This is a genomic window from Streptomyces viridochromogenes (genome assembly GCF_001270495.1).
GTDB classification, from domain to species: domain Bacteria; phylum Actinomycetota; class Actinomycetes; order Streptomycetales; family Streptomycetaceae; genus Streptomyces; species Streptomyces viridochromogenes_A.
On sequence record NZ_LGUR01000014.1, the window covers coordinates 135,123 to 152,546 of the forward strand.

A 17,424-nucleotide genomic window follows, 5' to 3' on the forward strand; every position below is an offset into this window, starting at 1 on the left:
CCGGTCACTGTTCGCGCATGCCCCACGGGGAGCCGTACGCCGTCAGCAGATCCAGGAAGGGCCCGGCCGGGAAGGCCTCCGGACCCAGCACGCCCGCGCCGGACCAGGCGCCGGTCGCGAGGAGTTCGAGCGCGATGACCGGGTTGACGGCGGTCTGCCACACCACGGCCTGTGAGCCGTACTCCGCCATGGACCACTGGTTGTCCACCACGTGGTACAGGTACACCTCGCGCGGCTTCCCGTCCTTGACACCCCGCACCCAGGTGCCCGCGCAGGTCTTGCCGTGCATCCGCCCGCCCAGCGTCGCCGGGTCCGGCAGACACGCGGCGACGACGTCCCGGGGGGAGACCTGCACGGGTCCGGAGGCGCTGGGCACGGTCACCGGCTCGGTGCGATCCAGACCGAGCAGGTGCAGCGTCTTCAGCGTGCCGATGAACTCCTCGCCCAGGCCGTACTTGAAGGTCACCCGGCGCGCGTCGACCCAGCGCGGCACGAGCAGCACCTCCTCGTGCTCCACGTTCACGCACTCGACCGGGCCGATGCCCTCGGGGAAGTCGAACACCTCGGGCTCGCTGAAGGGCTCGGTGGTGAACCAGCCGCGGCCGGCCTCGTAGACCACCGGCGGGTTGAGGCACTCCTCGATCGTGGTCCAGATGCTGAAGGACGGAGCGAAGTCGTAGCCGTCGACGGTGAGGTTCGCGCCGTCGCGGACGCCGATCTCCTCGATCTCGTCGAAGAGTTCGTCCGCCGCGTGCCGGGCGAAGACGTCCGACAGGCCCGGCTCCACGCCCATGCCGACCAGCGCCAGCGCGCCCGCCTTCTCCCAGTCGGCGGCCTGCTCGAACTGGGCGTCGCCCAGCTTGACCCCGCACTCCTCGTACGGCCGCTCCGCGTGCGGCCGGGACAGCGACATCGCCATGTCGACGTACGTGGCGCCGGCGGTGCGCGCCGCCTGGAACAGCGGCATCACGAACCGCGGGTCGGTGGCGTTGAGGAGCACGTCGCACGCGTGCCGCTCCAGCAGGGCGGCCACCGCCGCCTCGTCGCTCGCGTCGATCCGCTCGGCCCAAAACCGGGCGTCGCCGCCGAGCGCCGCGACGGCCGCCTCGGCGCGCGCGAGGTCGTAGTCGGCGACGACCATCGCCTCGAAGAACGGCCGCCGGGCCGCGATCCGGGTGATGGCGGTACCGACCCCGCCGGCTCCCACGAGCAGCACACGCATGACAAGACTCCCTCGACTCGAACGTCTACGACGTGGTGGGGCCCCGCCGGAGATACAACGCGGTCCGTTCACGTAAGGTCAATGGCGTTGGCATAAGGGCTCAAGGACGGAGAGGGCGGAGGCCATGGTGCCGAAACCGGTCGTTCCGGAGGAGAAGCGGCGCCGACGCCGTCCCACGAAAAGCGGCACCGTGCTGTCGGAGCGGCTGATCGTCGAGACGGCGCTGCGCATGCTCGGCGAACACGGCAGCGCCGGCCTCACCGCCCGCCGCCTCGGGCTGGCCCTCGACGCCGATCCCAGCACGCTGTACCGGTACTTCCGTGGCATGGACGACCTGATCCTGGCCATCGGCGACGCCCTCATGGGCCAGGCGCTGGACGGCTGGGAGCCCACGGGGGAGTGGCGGGAGGACCTGCGCGCCGTCGGGCTGCGTATCCACGCCGCCTATGTGGCCCATCCCCAGGCCGCCGCGCTGACGACCAGCCGGGTCACCGGGCGGGCCAACGAACTCGCCGCCGACGAGGCCGTGCTGGACGTCCTGCGCACCGCCGGGTTCCCGCTCGCGGACACCGTGCGGATCTACCACGCCTTCATCGACCAGACGCTGGCCTTCGCGGCGCTCGACGCGGCGTCGCTGGCACTGCCCAGCGAGTCGCTGCGCGCCGACGAGGGCATGTGGCGGTCGACGTATGCCCGGCTGCCCCGAACCACGCATCCGCGGATCGCCGAGGCGGCGCCCTTGCTGGCGGCGCGGATGGTGGACAGCGCGTATCCGGTGGCGCTGGAGATGCTGTTGGACAGCGCCGCGGCTCAGTTGCGGCGCCGCTGAGAAGCCGGCCGACCCGCTCAGGCGCGCAGCGCCTGAGCCGCCCTTGCTGTCACCGCCTCCGTCACCGTGGCCAGTGCCGGTGAGTCCAGCTTCCACTGCTGCCAGTACAGGGGGACGTCGACGGGGTGTTCCGGGGCGAGCTGTACGAGGCGGCCGGCCCTCAGGAGTGGTTCTGCCTGGGCCTCGGGGATCATGCCCCAGCCCAGTCCGGCGGTCACGGCCGAAAGGAATCCCTCCGAGGTGGGGACGTGGTGCCGTACGGCGCTCGCGACGGTGCGGCCGCGATGGAGTCTGCGCAGGAGGGCGTCCTGGAGGTCGTCGCTGCGGTCGAAGGTCACCACCGGCGCCCGCGGGAGCGCGTCCCGCAGCGAGCCGCCGAGGTGGCGCTCGGTGAACTCCGGGTTGGCCGTGGCCAGATAGCGCATCCGGCCCAGCGGGCGCACGGAGCAGCCTGCGACGGGGTCGGGCGAGGAGGTCACCGCGGCCATGACCAGCCCCTCTCGCAACAGCGTCGCCGTACGGCTCTCGTCCTCCCGCCGCAGTTCGAAGCAGAGCCGGAGTTCTTCCGGCACGCGCGTGAGCGCGGCCAGGAACCACGTCGCCAGCGAGTCGGCGTTGACCGCGACCGACACCCGGGTCGCGTCCCCGGCGTCGTTCATGCCGAGCTCGGCACGCGCATCGCGCTCCAGCCGGGCCAGCTGGCGGGCGAACCGGACGACGACCGTGCCCGACTCGGTCGGCCGCACGGGTTTCGTCCGCACCAGCAGCACCCGTCCCGTGCGCTGCTCCAGCGCCTTCACCCGCTGACTCACCGCCGACGGCGTTACATGCAGCGCGGCGGCGGCCGCGTCGAAGGTGCCCTCGTCCACCACCGCGAGCAGCGTCCGCACCTGGTCGAGGGGAAGCTCGGTCAGCTCCGTCTTCATATCTGCTAAAGATACATAAGAATCCTTAGCTGGACCTCAGGAGATCGCTTGCCTAGCGTCAATGGCATGACACATGCCCTGACCACGGCCGCCGCCGGATTCGGCACCGGCCTCTCCCTGATCGTCGCCATCGGTGCCCAGAACGCCTTCGTCCTGCGCCAGGGGATCCGTCGTGACGCGGTCCTCGCCGTCGTCGGCATCTGCGCCCTGTCCGACGCGCTCCTCATCACCCTGGGCGTGGCCGGCGTCGGCGCCGTGGTCGTGGCCTGGCCGGGGGCGCTGACCGCGGTGGCCTGGGTCGGTGGGGCGTTCCTGCTCTGCTACGGCGCTCTCGCCGCCCGCCGGGTGTTCAGGCCGGCCGGTGCTCTGGTGACGGAGGGAGATCCGGCGGGATCACGGCGGCGGGCGGTGCTGACCTGCCTCGCGATGACCTGGCTCAACCCGCATGTCTACCTCGACACCGTCTTCCTGCTGGGCACCGTCGCCGCCGACCGCGGCCCGATGCGCTGGACGTTCGGCCTCGGTGCCGTCCTCGCCAGCCTGTGCTGGTTCGCCGCGCTCGGCTTCGGGGCACGGCTGCTCAGCCGCCATCTCGCGAAGCCGGCGGCCTGGCGTGTGCTGGACGGACTGGTCGCCGCGACGATGATCGCCCTGGGTGTCGGACTCATCGCCGGAAGCTGAGACACGGGTCCGAACACCCGGTCGGTGCTGCCATAGTGATCCCCGGACGAGAAAGATGTAACGAGCATCCAGGAAGCGCGTGGACACCAGCGAGAGCAGTACCGCACCACAGGATCCACTGGAGAAGGACCCGTCCGCGGTGACACCCGAGCGGCGCGGCTGGCGCCGCTGGGCCATGGACACCCGGCCGCTGCGCCGCCCGGCCTACCGGCGTCTGTGGTCCTCGACCATCGTCACGGCCGTCGGCAGCCAGCTCACCGCGGTCGCGGTGCCCAAGCAGATCTACGACATCACCGGCTCCTCGGCATGGGTCGGCGCGGCGAGCCTCGCGGGACTGCTGCCGCTCGTGGTGTTCGCGCTGTGGGGCGGGGCCGTCGCGGACAGCATGGACCGGCGCAAGCTGCTGCTGATCACCAACAGCGGTATCGCGGTCACCTCGGTGCTCTTCTGGCTCCAGGCCGTCACCGGCCTGGAGTCGGTGGCCGTGCTGATGGTGCTGCTCGCCGTCCAGCAGGCGTTCTGGGGGCTCAACGCCCCGGCCCGCAACGCCTCCATCGCCCGCCTGGTGCCGGCCGGCGAGCTGACCGCGGCGAACGCCCTCGGCTCGACCGTCATGCAGACCGGCCAGGTGGTCGGGCCCCTGCTGGCCGGCGTACTCATACCGGTCATCGGCCTGGCCGAGCTGTACCTCATCGACGCGCTGGCCCTGTGTGTCACGGTCTGGGCGGTCGTACGCCTGCCCGCGCTACCGCCCCTGGCGCCCCCGGGCGGCACCGTCAAACGCCGCGCGGGCGTACGGGAGATCGCGGACGGCTTCCGCTACATCGCCCTGCACAAGGTGCTGTTGCTGTCCTTCCTGGCCGACATCATCGCGATGGTCTTCGGCATGCCCCGCGCTCTGTTCCCGCAACTCGCGAGCGAGACCTACGGGTCGTACGGCGAAGGGCTCGCCCTCGGGCTGCTGTTCGCGGCGATCCCGATCGGCGCGGTGGCCGGCGGACTGTTCTCCGGCACCTTCTCCCGGGCCCGCCGGCACGGCTGGATGGTGATCGGCGCGGTCGTCGCCTGGGGCGCGGCCATCACCGGCTTCGGGCTGAGCGACAGCCTGTGGCTCGCCGTGGTGTTCCTGGCCCTCGCAGGGGTGGCCGACATGGTCTCGATGGTCTTCCGCGGGGCGATCCTGCTGTCCGCCGCCAGCGACGAGATGCGCGGCCGGATGCAGGGCGTCTTCACCGTGGTCGTGGCGGGCGGGCCGCGCCTCGCCGACGTCCTGCACGGCACAGCGGGTTCGGCCTTCGGCGCGCGTACGGCGACCGTGGGCGGCGGGCTGCTGGTCGTCGTCCTCATGCTCGGCCTGGCCGCGGCGGTGCCGGCCCTGCGCCGCTACCGCCTCTGAGACTCAGAGCGCACTACGGCGCTGCCCGTACTGTTCCATCAGCCTGCCTCGCGTCAACTCCAGCCGGTGCGCGAGGATTTCGGCGACATGCCGTACCAGGGACATCCCGAGCTCCGGGTCCTCCTCGCACAGCCGGAGCACCGCCGCCGCGTCGAACTCGTAGGCGCGCACGGGGCTGAAGGCCTCCGCGCCGAAGTCCCACTGGTACGGCGGGAACAGCCAGGACCAGCCGAGCAGATCGCCCGAGCCGAGACTGGCCACGGTCACCCGCTGGATCGACGTCACCTGCTGGTCGAGGGAGACGGCGCCCGAGCGGATGACCCAGAAGCGGTCGGCCGTGCCGCCCGCCTCGAAGATCCGGGTGTCCTCCGGGAAGGAGACCTCCTGGGCGAGTGCCATCAGGCGCTGGCGCTGAGGCGGCGGAAGGGCGGTCAGCAGTTTGATCGCTTTGGTCATGACACGGGGCTCCTCGCCGACGACTGAGGTTCCGGTGTTTGCCTGCGTCCATTTCAGCCGCTACCGGCCCGGTGAGCACCTCGGCGGAGGACGGTTTCGTCCCGGAGTCCGCGCGGGCGGGCTGCCGAGGGCATTAAAAAGCCCTGGCTGGACGGGGGAGGCCAGCCAGGGCCGTAGGTGGTGGTGCGCGGGGGACGGAGACGGTCTACCCCGTGACCACTTATGTATGAACCGTAAACCATCTAGGAGGATTCTGCGTAATCGAGACCGGGTCACGTGACCGGTTTCACTCCGGTCGAGGTTTCAGGGCTGCTCGGCGTGCTTCCCCGGGGTCAGGATCTCCTCCAGCACCGTGATCACGGTTTCGTAGGCCACGGTCCGGACGGCGGCGTCGCGCGCCGCGTCGGGGTCGGTCGACCTCAGCTGCTCGCTCCGCTCCCGCCATGCCCGCTCCTCCTGCCGGGCACAGGCCCTGGCGCGATGCATGCGCCGCAGCAGTTCGTCTGAGTCCACGACATCGGTCATGGCATCCGCGTACCCGGTATCGCCCCGATGAGCCGTCATCCGCCCGATGACTTCACGGGCACGCCCAGGGGACGGGCCAGACCGGCCACGCCCTCGTCGAGACGTTGCAGATGCCGCAGGACCCGGTCGGTGACCCGGCCGTAGCGCGGTGCGCCGGGGACGGTGCGGCCCAGGAGCGAGGCGATGCTCGGGCCGGTCTCGATCCCGGCCGTGGCGTGTTCGTCGGTGACGTGCGCGGCGATCGCCTCGATGTTGTGCGCGATCCGCCCCGCGGCCCGGCGCAGCCGGGGATCCGCCGCGATCGACGGGTGTGTGGGCAGCAGCTCGGCCGTCGCGGCCAGGGACCGCGCGTGGTACGCGCACGTCTCCAGCAGCGCGACGACATAGCGGGCGGTCTCCCGCCGGGCCCGCAGCGGCGTCACCGGATGGGTGAGCGGCTGCGTGGCGGCACGCAGGTCGGCCAGCGCCTGGTCCAGGTCGCGCGCCTGGTCGAGCAGCTCGACGGGCGGGCCACCGCTGAGCTGCTCGACGGCGCTGCGGGTGACCTCGCCGAGCCGTTCCAGCACGGTGGCGAGGAGCTCGTTCGTACGGCGGTCCGTCTGCACCGGCAGCACCAGCGCGGCCGCGATCACCCCGCAGGCCGCGCCGAGCGCCGTCTCCTCGATGCGCAGCACGAGCACCGAGAGGCTGTAGGTGTGCAGCAGGGTGTAGAGCAGCCCCAGGGCCGCGGTGACGAAGAAGGACATCAACGTGTAGGACAGCGGTGCCGAGTAGAACATCGCGAACACGAACAGCAGCACCAGCGCGAACGCCGTCCAGGTGTGCTGCCCGACCGCGCCCGCCAGCACGATGCCGGCGAGGACGCCGAGCACGGTGCCCAGCAGACGCCGGTAGCCCTTGACCAGGATCTCGCCCGTGGACGCGGTGTTGAGGAACACGATCCAGCAGGTCAGCACCGCCCAGTACCAGCGGTCCCGGGACAGCAGCTCCCCGCCGACCATGGCCAGCGTCGACCCGACGGCCACCTGCACGGCGGCACGCGTGGTGGGCCGACGCAGCCCGGAGCGTTCCTCCGAGGGCTCCTCCTCGTCGGCGTCGAGCACGGCGTCCTCCGCGTCCAGCTCCTCGCGTGAGCGCGCCGTGGCCGGACTGTCGTCCGACTCGTCCTGGGGCCCGTCGAGGGCGATCCGCAATCCGAGGACCGCGCGGGCGGCCTCGCCGACGGCCCGGAAGGCGTCCTGCACGGCGGGGGAGGCGTCGGGCAGGTTGTCCTCGTCGCGGTAGCCGAGCAACCGGTTGCGGAGGTGGGGCAGCGCGGTTCCGGAGGCCGGGCCGACCGGATGCAGGACGAGCAGGCGCAGGGCCTCCAGATCACGGCGCAGCGTGACCGTCTCCTCCTCCCGTACGGGCTGCCGCGCACCCGAGGGGACCGGCGCGCCGGGCAGGTGCAGGGCCAGCGTGTCCGCGCGCTCGGCGCCGCGCGCGGCCAGCAGCGACAGCCCCAGGCGCTCGGCGGCGATCTCGGCGTCCGCGACCCGCCGTTGGACGAGCCGCGCCACGGCCTCGTCGGTGGTCCCCTCCGCCAGTCGTCCCTGGATCAGCAGGGCCGTCTCGTGCAGACGCGCGGTGCCCTCGCGCACCCGCTCCAGGGCCCGGTCCGCTTCCTGCGCACCGGCGCCGAGGAGTTCGAACTGAGCCGACAGCAGCTGGGCCAGCCGGGCGCGGAAGGCCTTGCGCAGCCGCTCCAGCACTCCCGTCGGCGTCTCGGGGACGAGGGCGAAACGCACCAGGGCGCTGCACGCGAAGGCCACGGAGACCGCGCCGTACAGCGCGGGCAGGCCGGAAACCGTGGCGCCGACGAACAGGGACGCGAAGTAGATCTGGAAGCCGATCAGGCCGAGCGCGGTGCCGCGGTCGCCGAACCTGCGACCGTAGACGGCACAGAAGATGAGCACGACGAAGAACACGTCGCCGGCCAGGACGTTGCTGTGCAGCACCGCTGCCAGGGTCATGGACGCCAGCGCCACCGGGAGACCCAGGGCGAGCGTCAACGCCTGCCGCCCGCGCTGCTTCTCCCGGATGGCGAAGGTGGCGACCATCGCCGCCAGGGCCCCGGCCACCAGGTGCGTCACATCGGTGCCCAGCAGGGCGAGCACGGCGACCGCGAGGGCGATCGCGCCCACCGTGCGCAGCCCCGCGGTCAGCCGCAGCAGCCCGGGGTCCGACGCCGCGACACGGTCCCGCAGTCGCGCCCGGACCGGCTGTCCCGCTGCCCTCACGCCGCCGTACTCTCTCCCGCTCTCTCCCTTTTCACGCCGCGAGCCACGGCTCGGCCGGTACCGTCACGTCACTCGGCCGTCCCCTCGGTCACCTCGGCGCCGCCCTTCCCCTCGATGCGCGCCCGCACCTGCTCCGGCGTCAGATACGCGTGGACGAACTCGAAGTCCCTCAGCTTGGCCGGGCTGCGGGACTGGAATCCCGTGCGCACGAAATCGTCCCCGGCGACGGCGTTGAGCAGCCAGTTCGTCATGACGCGCGTCTTGGCGACGTTGGTGCGCAGCGCCGACCAGTGGTAGCCGCGCGCGACGGCCATCGCGGGCAGGCCCTTCAGCTCGATGCCGAGCGGCTTGGAGACGGCGTCGCGGCCGCCGAGGTCGACGACCAGGCCGAGATCCTTGTGCTCGTACGGTCGCAGCGGCAGGCCGCGCAGGGCCGCTATGACGTTGTCGGCCACGACCTTGCCCTGGCGCATGGCGTGCTGGGCGGTCGGCGGGCAGACGGCGCCCTCCTCGCCCTTGGCCACGTCGGGCACGGCGGCGGCGTCGCCGAGCGCGAACACACCGTCGTGACCGGGCAGGTTCATCTCGGCGGTCACCGCGAGACGTCCCCGTACCGTCTCGGCGCCCAGCGTGCCGATCAGCGGGCTGGCGACGACACCGGCGGTCCAGATCAGCGTGCGGGTGGGGATCACCCGGCCGTCGGTGAAGGTGACCTCCTCGGGCCCCGCCTTCGCGATGGACACGCCCAGGGAGATCTCGATACCGCGCTTGCGGAGGATCTCCTGGGCCGCACTGCCCAGCTTCTCGCCGAGTTCGGGCATCAGCCGCGGCGCGATGTCGATCAGATGCCACTTGATCAGCTTCGGGTCGAGCCGCGGATAGCGCTTGACCGCGTTGTGGGTCAGCTGCTGGAGACACGCGGCGGTCTCGGTGCCCGCGTACCCGCCGCCGACCACCACGAACTGAAGCCGTGCGGCGCGCTCGTCAGGATCCTGGCTGGCGTCGGCGAGGTCCAGTTGGGAGATGACATGGTCGCGGACGTAGGCGGCCTCCGCGAGGGTCTTCATGCCGTACGCGTTGTCGGTGAGGCCGGGAATGTCGAACGTGCGGGTGATGCTGCCGGGCGCCAGCACGATGTAGTCGTACGGCTCGTTGACGGTCACGTCGGTGATGGTGCGGATCACGCAGACCTTGGCCGCGAGGTCCACGCCGATGGCGCCGCCCGGGATGATCCGGGTGCGGTACCTGCGACTGCGGCGCAGGGACACGGCGATCGACTGGGGCGTCAGGACGCCGGAGGCGACCTGGGGCAGCAACGGGAGGTAGAGCTGGTAGGAGGACGGCGTCACCAAGGTGATCTCGGCCTCGTCGGGGGAGAGTTTGCGTTCCAGCCGGCGAACGCATCCGACTCCGGCGAAGCCTGCGCCAACCACCAGGATCCTGGGTCGTGTCACGGTGATCTTCCCTTCTGCGGCTCCAGGCGGGGTGCCTGACGTCGTTCGCCTGCCCCTGGATCGCGACTTCGCACGCCTCGATCCCACCGCGCCACCGGCCGTTCCGCCAGCCGGGTGCGGCAGGCAGATGAACCCGTCGACAGCCACCTTGCCCCAACCCGCGCGGGGGCACACCGGTTCGGAAGCGAAAGACATGTACGCGTGATCTCTTGACGGTGTATTGGTCTGGACCTAACGTCCTCCTCGCTCGTCCGAGTCAGGGGCTGCAGTTCATGTATGTGACCGAGATGCGTGACATGCGGTCCACCCCCCATCCGACAGGAGGCAGGATGCTCATACGCCTGCGCACCCTCACCGTCACCACGGCACTGTGCGCCACCTCCCTGCTCGCCGCCCCGCACGCGTTCGCCGAAGTCGAGCCCGGTGGCTGGCAGTCGGTGTCACCCACCTACACCGTGCAGGAGCGCGGCTGCGGCCAGGTCGACGGCCTGACCTTCCGGCTCACCTGCTCCACCGCGAGCGGCGTCCAACGGGCTGAACGCCGCTATGCCACCTACACCGGCGGAACGCGCCAGTTCGAAGGCCACTTCCGCATCACCAGCCTCAGCGGCACCCGGATCAGCCTCAAGCAGACCTTCAACGACTCGGCCCCCGGCCCCTACTTCATGCTCGCCGTCGAGCGCGGCGGCAGGCTCTACGCGGTGCACGGCGGCAGCACGCTCTCGAACGCCGGGACCGTCGGCGCGACCGTCCGCGTCAACACCGTCCACCAGGTCGGCGTCGAGCACCGCACCTACATCAACGGCTCGCTCAAGCACACCTACGCCAGTCCCGGCGGCAGTTTCTACGACAAGTTCGGCGCCTATCGCACCAACAGCGGCAGCGGACAGGCGACCGTGGAGTGGAGCAACATCCGCTTCTGGCGCAAGTAGCGGCCGCCGTATGCGAGGAAAGGCGCGTATCGCGGCGTCGGCAGCGCTGATCCTGGCGCTGCCGGCCTGCTCGGCAGGCGCCGGCGACCCGGATCGGCCACTGCGCGGTGTCCTCACGACGCCCACCGACATCGACCTCCACTGGCGGGACGAGCGGCCCGGAATCGCGGGCCACGTCCTGGAGTTCGCGACCGAGGAGACCGGCCCGTACACCGTCCTGCGGTACCTCGCCCCCCAGGTGACGAGCTACCGCCACCCCGACCTCCTGCCGCACACCACCTTCTCCTACCGGCTGCGGTCCTACCGCGGCCCCACCGTCCGGCCGCTCCGGACCGACCTGGCGGACGGCCTCCGCTTCACCTGGACCGACAGATCCTCGGACGAGGACGGCTTCCTCCTGGAGATCCGCAAGAAGAACGGCAACCGCTACGACCCCGTCGCCGTCCTCGCCCCGAACACCGAGGCCACCGAGTTCGTCCCCCTGCCGGACGAGCGGCACGCCACCTACCGCGTCCGCGCCTTCGCCCTCGGCGAGCAGTCGAATGTCGTACGGCTCACCACGGGTGAGCAGGCACGGGCGAGTAGGCGCGGTTGAGCAGGCGCGGGCGAGCGGACGCGCTCAGCCGAAGACGTTGTCCGCGTCGTCCCAGTGCGCCAGCTCCTCCGCCATGTGCTCCCGGGGCGCACGCGAGCGCGCCTGGTACATCGCGTCGATCTGTAGCGCGTAGTGCCGCACGATCGCGTCCCGGCGCAGCTTCATCGACGGCGTCAGCAAGCCACTGGCCACGTCGAAAGGCGCCGGCAGCACCCGGAACACCCGGATGGACTCCGAGCGCGACACCGCGCTGTTGGCGGCGGCCACGGCCCGCGCGAGCTCCTCCCGCAGCGCGTTCTCCTCCCGGGCCTCCCGGATCCGCGCGTCGCTGCGCACCGCGAGCGAATCCCGCCAGTACGCCAGAAAGTCCGGATCCAGGGTGATCAGAGCCCCGACACAAGGCCGGTTGTCGCCCACGACCACCGCCTGATGGACCAGCGGATGCATCCTCAGACGCTGCTCCAGGAGCGCCGGGGAGACACTCTTGCCGCTGCTCGTGACGATGACGTCCTTCTTGCGGCCGGTGATCGTCAGATAGCCGTCGGAGTCCAGCCGCCCCAGGTCCCCGGTGGCCAGCCAGCCGCCGCGCAGCGCCGCCCGCGCCGAGGCCTCGTCGTGGACGTAGCCCTGGAACACCGAAGGCCCGCGCACCAGGATCTCCCCGTCGTCGGCCACCCGGATGTCCGTGCCCGGCAGCGCCTTCCCGACCGTCCCCGACATCTCCTGGCCCTCGGGCTGCGCGGTGATCCCGCCGCTGGTCTCGGTGAGCCCGTAGCCGTCGTTCACGTAGATACCGATCCCCTCGTAGAACAAGGAGATCTCACGGTTCAGGGACGAGCCGCCGGAGGTCGCCAGCATCACCCTGCCGCCCAGTGCGGCGCGCAGCTTGCGGTACACCGTCCGTTCGTACAGGGCGTGTTGCAGCCGCAGATCGAAGCCGGGACCCGGTCCGCCGCCCAGCCGGTGCCGTTCGAGGGCGGCCGCGAAGTCCCGGGCGGTGTCGGCGGCCCGCTCGAACAGCGCGCCCCGGCCCGCCTGTTGAGCCGCCCGCAGGAAATTCTTGTAGATCTTCTCGAAGATCGACGGGACCGCGCAGAAGTAGGTCGGTCTGAACGTACGCAGCGCCGCCGACAGCGCCTCCTCGCGCAGGTCGGGCTCGTGGCCCATCAGCATGCCGCCGCGGATGCAGAGGGTCTGCACCAGCAGGCCGTACACATGGGAGAAGGGCAGAAAGGCGAGCACGGACGCCTGCCCGCCCGGCGGCACCACCTTGTGTCCCCAGCCGGCGAGCAGGGTGTCGCAGGGACTCGCCAGGTTGCGGTGACTGAGCGCGCAGCCCACGGGTCGGCCCGTCGTGCCGGAGGTGTAGGCGACGACCGCGGTGGAGTCCGGCAGCACGATGCGGCGCATCGACTCCACCGTCGCGAGTGGGACGAACTCGCCCTGCTCCACCAGCCGCGGCAGCGCCCCCGCGTCCAGTTGCCAGACATGGCGCAGCTGCGGCAGCGACCCGCACACCGAACCGACCGTCATGACCGCCTGTTCGTCCTCGACCACCACGGCCACGCAGCCGGAGTGCCGCAGGATCCATTCGACCTGGTCGCGCGACGACGTCGGATAGATCGGGACCACCTCGGCGCCCACCGCCCACAGCGCGTGGCTGAGGACCGTCCACTCGTACCGTGTGCGCGCCATGATGGCCACGCGATGGCCCGGGGAGATCCCGGAGGCGATCAGCCCCTTCGCCAGATCGGTCACTTCGTCGCGCAGTTCCACGGCGGTCACCTCCTCCCAGACGGGGGAGGAGGGGTCGGGGCGGCGCGCGAGCAACGGCAGCGTGGGATCGAGGGCCGCCGTCTCGAAGACGCTGTCAGCGAGCCCGCCGGTCAGGGGCGTGACGGTCGAGGGAGCGAGGCCGAGGTCGCGCATGCGCTGCTCCTGTTGTGTACCGGGTGTGACATCACCGATGAGTACTGTTATCGGCGGTGCCCGAATCTAGCCCAGCTGAGAGCGCGCGGTGTCGAGAACTGACAATTGGCCTCGTTCGGTGATCTCCGTTCGGTCAGGGTGACAGCCACACCGTGGCGAGCGGAGGCAGCGTCAGCCGAATGTGTCCGTCCTCCGGTTTGAGCGGTTCGGGGTTGGTGACGTCGCTCCCGCCGTAGTGCGCGGCGTCGGTGTTGAGGGTCTCGTGCCAGGCGTCGACATGGTCCGGCACCCAGAGGCGGTAGTCGTCGCGGACGACGGGGGAGAAGTTGCAGACGGCGAGCAGGACGTCTCCGTCGGCGCCGAACCGCAGGAAGGCGAAGACGTTGTCGTCGGCGGCGTCCCCGACCACCCACTGGAAACCGGACGGGTCGGTGTCCCGCTCCCAGAGGGCCGGGGTCGCCCGGTACAGCGTGTTGAGGTCACGGACCAGGTCCTGCACGCCCCGGTGGTCACCCGCCGACGCGTACCCGGGATCCAGCAGCCACCACTCGGGCCCGTGCTCCTGCGACCACTCGGCGCCCTGCGCGAACTCCTGCCCCATGAACAGGAGCTGCTTGCCCGGGTGGGCCCACATGAAGCCCAGGTAGGCGCGGTGGTTGGCGCGTCGCTGCCACCAGTCGCCGGGCATCTTGGAGACCAGTGCCTGCTTGCCGTGCACGACCTCGTCGTGGGAGATGGGCAGGACGTAGTTCTCGCTGTAGGCGTACACCATCGAGAAGGTCATCTCGTTGTGGTGGTACTTGCGGTGCACCGGCTCCTTGGCCATGTACTGGAGCGAGTCGTGCATCCAGCCCATGTTCCACTTCAGCCCGAACCCCAGCCCGCCGCTGTCGGTCGGCCGGGTCACCCCGCCCCAGGCCGTGGACTCCTCCGCGATCGTCACGACCCCCGGATTGCGCCGGTACACGGTGGCGTTCATCTCCTGCAGGAACGCCATCGCGTCCAGGTCCTCGCGCCCGCCGTAGGCGTTCGGCGTCCACTGCCCGGAGTCCCGCGAGTAGTCGAGATAGAGCATCGAGGCGACGGCGTCCACCCGGAGCCCGTCGATGTGGAACTCCTCGCACCAGTACGTGGCGTTGGCGACGAGGAAGTTGCGCACCTCGGTACGGCCGTAGTCGAACTCGAACGTCCCCCAGTCCGGGTGCTCGGCACGCCGCGCGTCCCCGGGTTCGTAGAGCGGGTCCCCGTCGAACCGGCTCAGTGCCCAGTCGTCCTTGGGGAAGTGGGCCGGCACCCAGTCCACGATCACCCCGATACCGGCCTGGTGCAGGGCGTCCACCAGGTACTTGAAGTCGTCCGGCGTACCGAGCCGGGAGGCCGGCGCGTAGAAGCCGGTGACCTGATAGCCCCACGACCCGGCGAAGGGATGCTGGGCGACCGGCATGAACTCGACATGCGTGAAGCCGAGCTCGTCGACGTACGCCGGCAGCTCCTCGGCGAGCTGCCGGTATGTCAGGCCCGGACGCCAGGACGGCAGATGCACCTCGTAGACCGAGAACGGTGCCTGGTGCACCGGGACGTCGCCCCGGTGCGCCATCCAGTGCTCGTCGCCCCACTCGTAGTGCGAGGCGTGCACGATCGACGCCGTGTCCGGTGGGATCTCCGCACGGCGGGCCATCGGGTCGGCCTTGAGGAACCGGCCGCCGTACCGGGACGTGATCTCGAACTTGTACCGCGTGCCCTCGCCGATGCCCGGCAGGAACAGCTCCCACACCCCGGACGCCCCGAGGGAGCGCATCGGGAACGCCGTCCCGTCCCAGCAGGTGAAGTCCCCGGCGACCCGGACACCCCGGGCGTTCGGCGCCCACACGGTGAACCGGGTGCCGGCCACCCCCTGATGGGTCATCGGCTCGGCGCCGAGCGCCTTCCACAGCTCCTCGTGCCGGCCCTCGCGGACGAGGTGCAGGTCGAGCTCGCCGAGGGCCGGCAGGAAGCGGTACGGGTCATGGACCTCGCGCTCGTCGGACCCGTCCTCGGCGTACGACACCAGCAGCGTGTACGCCGGGATCGCGTCCAGCGGCAGTACGCCGGAGAAGAGACCACCGCCCTCCGAGACCAGCCCCGTACGCTCGCCGTCGACCACGACGCTCACCGCGCGCGCGAACGGGCGCAGCGCCCGGAAGGCGATCCCGCCCGGGACCGGATGCGCCCCGAGCAGCGCGTGCGGATCGTGGTGGGCGCCCGACAGCAGGCGCTCACGGTCGGCCGGTTCGAGGGGAGGCGCGGGGGAGCGCCGGCCCGGTCCGGCCGACTCGGGGCGCGAGGTCTCGTGCAGGGCCATGGGTCAGGCTCCTCTCACGGCGAGGCGTTCGATCGCCGCCATCGGTACGGGCAACCAGTCGGGTCGGTGCCGGGCCTCGTACAGGACCTCGTACACGGCGCGGTCGGTCTCATACGCACGGAGCAAGCCGTGCTTCTTGCGCGGGTCCCACCCGGCGAGGCCGGCATAGCCCGCGCAGTAGGCCTCCCGGCAGCGGCGCGCCCACTCCGGACGCCACGGACGGCGCTGCCGGGCGGCGTAGTCGAAGGAGCGCAGCATGCCGGCGATGTCCCGCACCGGCGAGTGGACGCCACGCCGCTCGGCGAGCGGGCGGGACGGTTCGCCCTCGAAGTCGATGACGAACCACTCACGGCCGGCCCGCAGCACCTGACCCAGGTGCAGATCACCGTGGATGCGCTGGGCGGGCGGCCCGGGATCGCAGCCGGCGAGGGCACCGAAGGCGGTACGCAGGCCGGGGACGTACGGCTGGAGCGCGGGGACGAAGTGCGCGGCGAGCTCCAGGCGCTCGGTCATCGCCACCGCCATACGGTCGTTCTCGCCCCGGGACAGGGACGGGAAGGCCGCTGCCAGCGCCAGATGCACCTCCGCCGTCGCCCGCCCCAGCTGACGGGCCTCCGCCGTGAAGTCGCCGCCCGAGGCCAGCGCGTCCAGCGCCAGCGTCCAGCCGTCGGAGGCGTCCCGCAGGAACGGCTGCAGCACACCGAGCGTGGCCTCCCAGGGATGCGTCGTGCGGAACCAGGCCACCGGGGCCGGCACCCGACGGCAGCCCTGCCCGGCCAGCGCGCCGGACAGCTCCAGGTCGGGGTTGACGCCCGGCTGGATGCGCCGGAAGAGCTTCAGGATGAACGTATCGCCGTACACCAGCGACGAGTTCGACTGCTCGGCGTCCAGCAGCCGGGGCACGAGCCCGGCCGGCACCGACACGGACGGGTCCGCCTCGAAGCACAGCGGGCCCGACGCGCCCGGATGCCGCAGCCGCTCCAGCAACAGCTGGGCCGACCGCGGGTCCTGCAACGCGTCGAAGACCGTCAGACCGGCCAGCGGCCCCTCCTCCGCACGGCCGATGAGCGCCCGGCCGAGCCGCGGCGACAGGTTCTGCCGTACGCCGATCAGCAGCTGGTAGCAGTCGCCGGCCGGGGGAGCGCCGCCGGGCGCGGGCACCGCCGAGTGACCGGCGTGCACCAGCAGATGCAGACAGCCCGGGAACAGCTCGGTCATCGACAGCAGTGCGAGGTCCGTGACGGGCCGGTCCTTGCCCGCGAACCAGCGCTGCCGTGGCAGCCATTCGCGCAGCAGCCCGGCGAGCGAGGCCATGGGGCTCGCGTCGACCGTACGGCTCGATCGGGGAGATGCGGTCTTCTGCATGGTGACCCGTCCTTTCCTCGGCACGGACTCGGAGCGCACGCTCAAAGCCGTCGGCCGATGCGGGATGCGACTCGGGAGAGCCGGAACCAGTAGAAGCCGTGGCCCCCGAGGGTCAGCAGATACGGCAGTTCGCCGATGGCCGGGAAACGGACCCCGCCGAACAGCTCCACCGGGTGGCGTCCGCTGAACTCACGCAGGTCGAGTTCGGTGGGCTGGGCGAAGCGCGCGAAGTTGTTCACGCACAGCACCAGGTCGTCCTCGTATTCACGCAGGAAGGCGAGTACCGCCGGGTTGGAGGACTGGAGTTCCGTGTAGGAGCCGAGACCGAAGGCCGGGTTCTGCTTGCGGATCTCGATCATGCGGCGGGTCCAGTGCAGGAGAGAGGACGGGGAGGCCATGGAGGCCTCGACGTTCGTCACCTGGTAGCCGTAGACCGGGTCCATGATCGTGGGCAGGACCAGCCGCCCCGGGTCGCAGGAGGAGAACCCGGCGTT

At 71.2% G+C, this 17,424-nt stretch carries 15 protein-coding genes; 5 read left to right on the top strand and 10 right to left on the bottom strand.

Translation table 11 applies throughout. The features are described from left to right. Positions 1 to 4 precede the first annotated feature (4 nt). Positions 5 to 1,222, bottom strand: coding sequence for a saccharopine dehydrogenase family protein (locus ADK36_RS04350; protein ID WP_048581932.1), 1,218 nt, complete (start codon positions 1,220 to 1,222; stop codon positions 5 to 7). 127 nt (positions 1,223 to 1,349) lie between these two features. Here ADK36_RS04350 and ADK36_RS04355 point away from each other — a divergent pair, with 127 nt between their 5' ends. After that, a complete protein-coding gene (locus ADK36_RS04355) occupies positions 1,350 to 2,051 on the top strand; it encodes a TetR/AcrR family transcriptional regulator (protein ID WP_048582049.1) in 702 nt (233 codons plus the stop codon). A gap of 17 nt (positions 2,052 to 2,068) precedes the next feature. Here ADK36_RS04355 and ADK36_RS04360 read toward each other — a convergent pair whose 3' ends face one another. Beyond that, the gene (locus ADK36_RS04360) at positions 2,069 to 2,977 is read right to left on the bottom strand and encodes a LysR family transcriptional regulator ArgP (protein WP_053196422.1); all 909 of its coding nucleotides are present in this window, start codon (positions 2,975 to 2,977) and stop codon (positions 2,069 to 2,071) included. A gap of 66 nt (positions 2,978 to 3,043) precedes the next feature. On the opposite strand from ADK36_RS04360, the gene ADK36_RS04365 reads away from it, so the two are divergent. Then, positions 3,044 to 3,658, top strand: a complete 615-nt coding sequence (locus ADK36_RS04365) for a LysE/ArgO family amino acid transporter (RefSeq protein ID WP_053196425.1) — start codon at positions 3,044 to 3,046, stop codon at positions 3,656 to 3,658. 79 nt (positions 3,659 to 3,737) lie between these two features. Then, positions 3,738 to 5,054 carry an MFS transporter gene (locus ADK36_RS04370; protein WP_053196427.1) on the top strand — a complete coding sequence of 439 codons (1,317 nt, stop codon included), beginning with the start codon at positions 3,738 to 3,740 and terminating at the stop codon, positions 5,052 to 5,054. A gap of 3 nt (positions 5,055 to 5,057) precedes the next feature. Here ADK36_RS04370 and ADK36_RS04375 read toward each other — a convergent pair whose 3' ends face one another. From ADK36_RS04375 to ADK36_RS04390, 4 genes are all read right to left on the bottom strand, one after another. Beyond that, the gene (locus ADK36_RS04375; RefSeq protein WP_053196429.1) at positions 5,058 to 5,510 is read right to left on the bottom strand and encodes a cyclic nucleotide-binding domain-containing protein; all 453 of its coding nucleotides are present in this window, start codon (positions 5,508 to 5,510) and stop codon (positions 5,058 to 5,060) included. A gap of 303 nt (positions 5,511 to 5,813) precedes the next feature. After that, positions 5,814 to 6,035: a hypothetical protein gene (locus ADK36_RS04380; RefSeq protein WP_048582048.1), complete on the bottom strand. Its 222-nt coding sequence runs from the start codon at positions 6,033 to 6,035 to the stop codon at positions 5,814 to 5,816. Between the two features lie 35 nt (positions 6,036 to 6,070). Beyond that, complete coding sequence (locus ADK36_RS04385) at positions 6,071 to 8,314, bottom strand: FUSC family protein (protein WP_053196431.1); 2,244 nt, start codon at positions 8,312 to 8,314, stop codon at positions 6,071 to 6,073. A 68-nt stretch (positions 8,315 to 8,382) separates the two neighbouring features. After that, on the bottom strand, positions 8,383 to 9,774 hold the full coding sequence (locus tag ADK36_RS04390; protein WP_048582047.1) for an NAD(P)/FAD-dependent oxidoreductase: 1,392 nt from the start codon (positions 9,772 to 9,774) through the stop codon (positions 8,383 to 8,385). A 323-nt stretch (positions 9,775 to 10,097) separates the two neighbouring features. Between ADK36_RS04390 and ADK36_RS04395 the strand changes: the two genes are divergently transcribed. Together ADK36_RS04395 and ADK36_RS04400 are read left to right on the top strand one after the other, a co-directional pair. Beyond that, positions 10,098 to 10,700, top strand: a complete 603-nt coding sequence (locus tag ADK36_RS04395) for a hypothetical protein (RefSeq protein ID WP_048581926.1) — start codon at positions 10,098 to 10,100, stop codon at positions 10,698 to 10,700. Between the two features lie 10 nt (positions 10,701 to 10,710). Then, the gene (locus ADK36_RS04400; protein WP_048581925.1) at positions 10,711 to 11,295 is read left to right on the top strand and encodes a hypothetical protein; all 585 of its coding nucleotides are present in this window, start codon (positions 10,711 to 10,713) and stop codon (positions 11,293 to 11,295) included. A 24-nt stretch (positions 11,296 to 11,319) separates the two neighbouring features. Here ADK36_RS04400 and ADK36_RS04405 read toward each other — a convergent pair whose 3' ends face one another. The 4 genes from ADK36_RS04405 to ADK36_RS04420 all read right to left on the bottom strand — a co-directional run. Continuing rightward, the gene (locus ADK36_RS04405) at positions 11,320 to 13,224 is read right to left on the bottom strand and encodes an AMP-dependent synthetase/ligase (protein WP_048581924.1); all 1,905 of its coding nucleotides are present in this window, start codon (positions 13,222 to 13,224) and stop codon (positions 11,320 to 11,322) included. 133 nt (positions 13,225 to 13,357) lie between these two features. Further along, positions 13,358 to 15,565, bottom strand: coding sequence for a 1,4-alpha-glucan branching enzyme (glgB, locus tag ADK36_RS04410; protein ID WP_048581923.1), 2,208 nt, complete (start codon positions 15,563 to 15,565; stop codon positions 13,358 to 13,360). A gap of 3 nt (positions 15,566 to 15,568) precedes the next feature. After that, positions 15,569 to 16,930 (bottom strand): maltokinase N-terminal cap-like domain-containing protein, encoded by a 1,362-nt coding sequence (locus ADK36_RS04415; protein WP_048581922.1) that lies wholly within the window; start codon positions 16,928 to 16,930, stop codon positions 15,569 to 15,571. Between the two features lie 41 nt (positions 16,931 to 16,971). Continuing rightward, positions 16,972 to 17,424 (bottom strand): alpha-glucosidase C-terminal domain-containing protein (locus ADK36_RS04420; RefSeq protein ID WP_078950820.1); only part of this gene is annotated, 453 nt, incomplete at its 5' end.

Excerpts from the sequence above, each read along its gene's own strand:
- glgB (WP_048581923.1), bottom strand. The coding sequence starts at position 15,565 with ATGGCCCTGCACGAGACCTCGCGCCCCGAGTCGGCCGGACCGGGCCGG.
- ADK36_RS04380 (WP_048582048.1), bottom strand. The coding sequence starts at position 6,035 with ATGACCGATGTCGTGGACTCAGACGAACTGCTGCGGCGCATGCATCGC.
- ADK36_RS04415 (WP_048581922.1), bottom strand. The coding sequence starts at position 16,930 with ATGCAGAAGACCGCATCTCCCCGATCGAGCCGTACGGTCGACGCGAGC.
- ADK36_RS04365 (WP_053196425.1), top strand. The coding sequence starts at position 3,044 with ATGACACATGCCCTGACCACGGCCGCCGCCGGATTCGGCACCGGCCTC.
- ADK36_RS04375 (WP_053196429.1), bottom strand. The coding sequence starts at position 5,510 with ATGACCAAAGCGATCAAACTGCTGACCGCCCTTCCGCCGCCTCAGCGC.
- ADK36_RS04405 (WP_048581924.1), bottom strand. The coding sequence starts at position 13,224 with ATGCGCGACCTCGGCCTCGCTCCCTCGACCGTCACGCCCCTGACCGGC.
- ADK36_RS04360 (WP_053196422.1), bottom strand. The coding sequence starts at position 2,977 with ATGAAGACGGAGCTGACCGAGCTTCCCCTCGACCAGGTGCGGACGCTG.
- ADK36_RS04350 (WP_048581932.1), bottom strand. The coding sequence starts at position 1,222 with ATGCGTGTGCTGCTCGTGGGAGCCGGCGGGGTCGGTACCGCCATCACC.
- ADK36_RS04395 (WP_048581926.1), top strand. The coding sequence starts at position 10,098 with ATGCTCATACGCCTGCGCACCCTCACCGTCACCACGGCACTGTGCGCC.
- ADK36_RS04400 (WP_048581925.1), top strand. The coding sequence starts at position 10,711 with ATGCGAGGAAAGGCGCGTATCGCGGCGTCGGCAGCGCTGATCCTGGCG.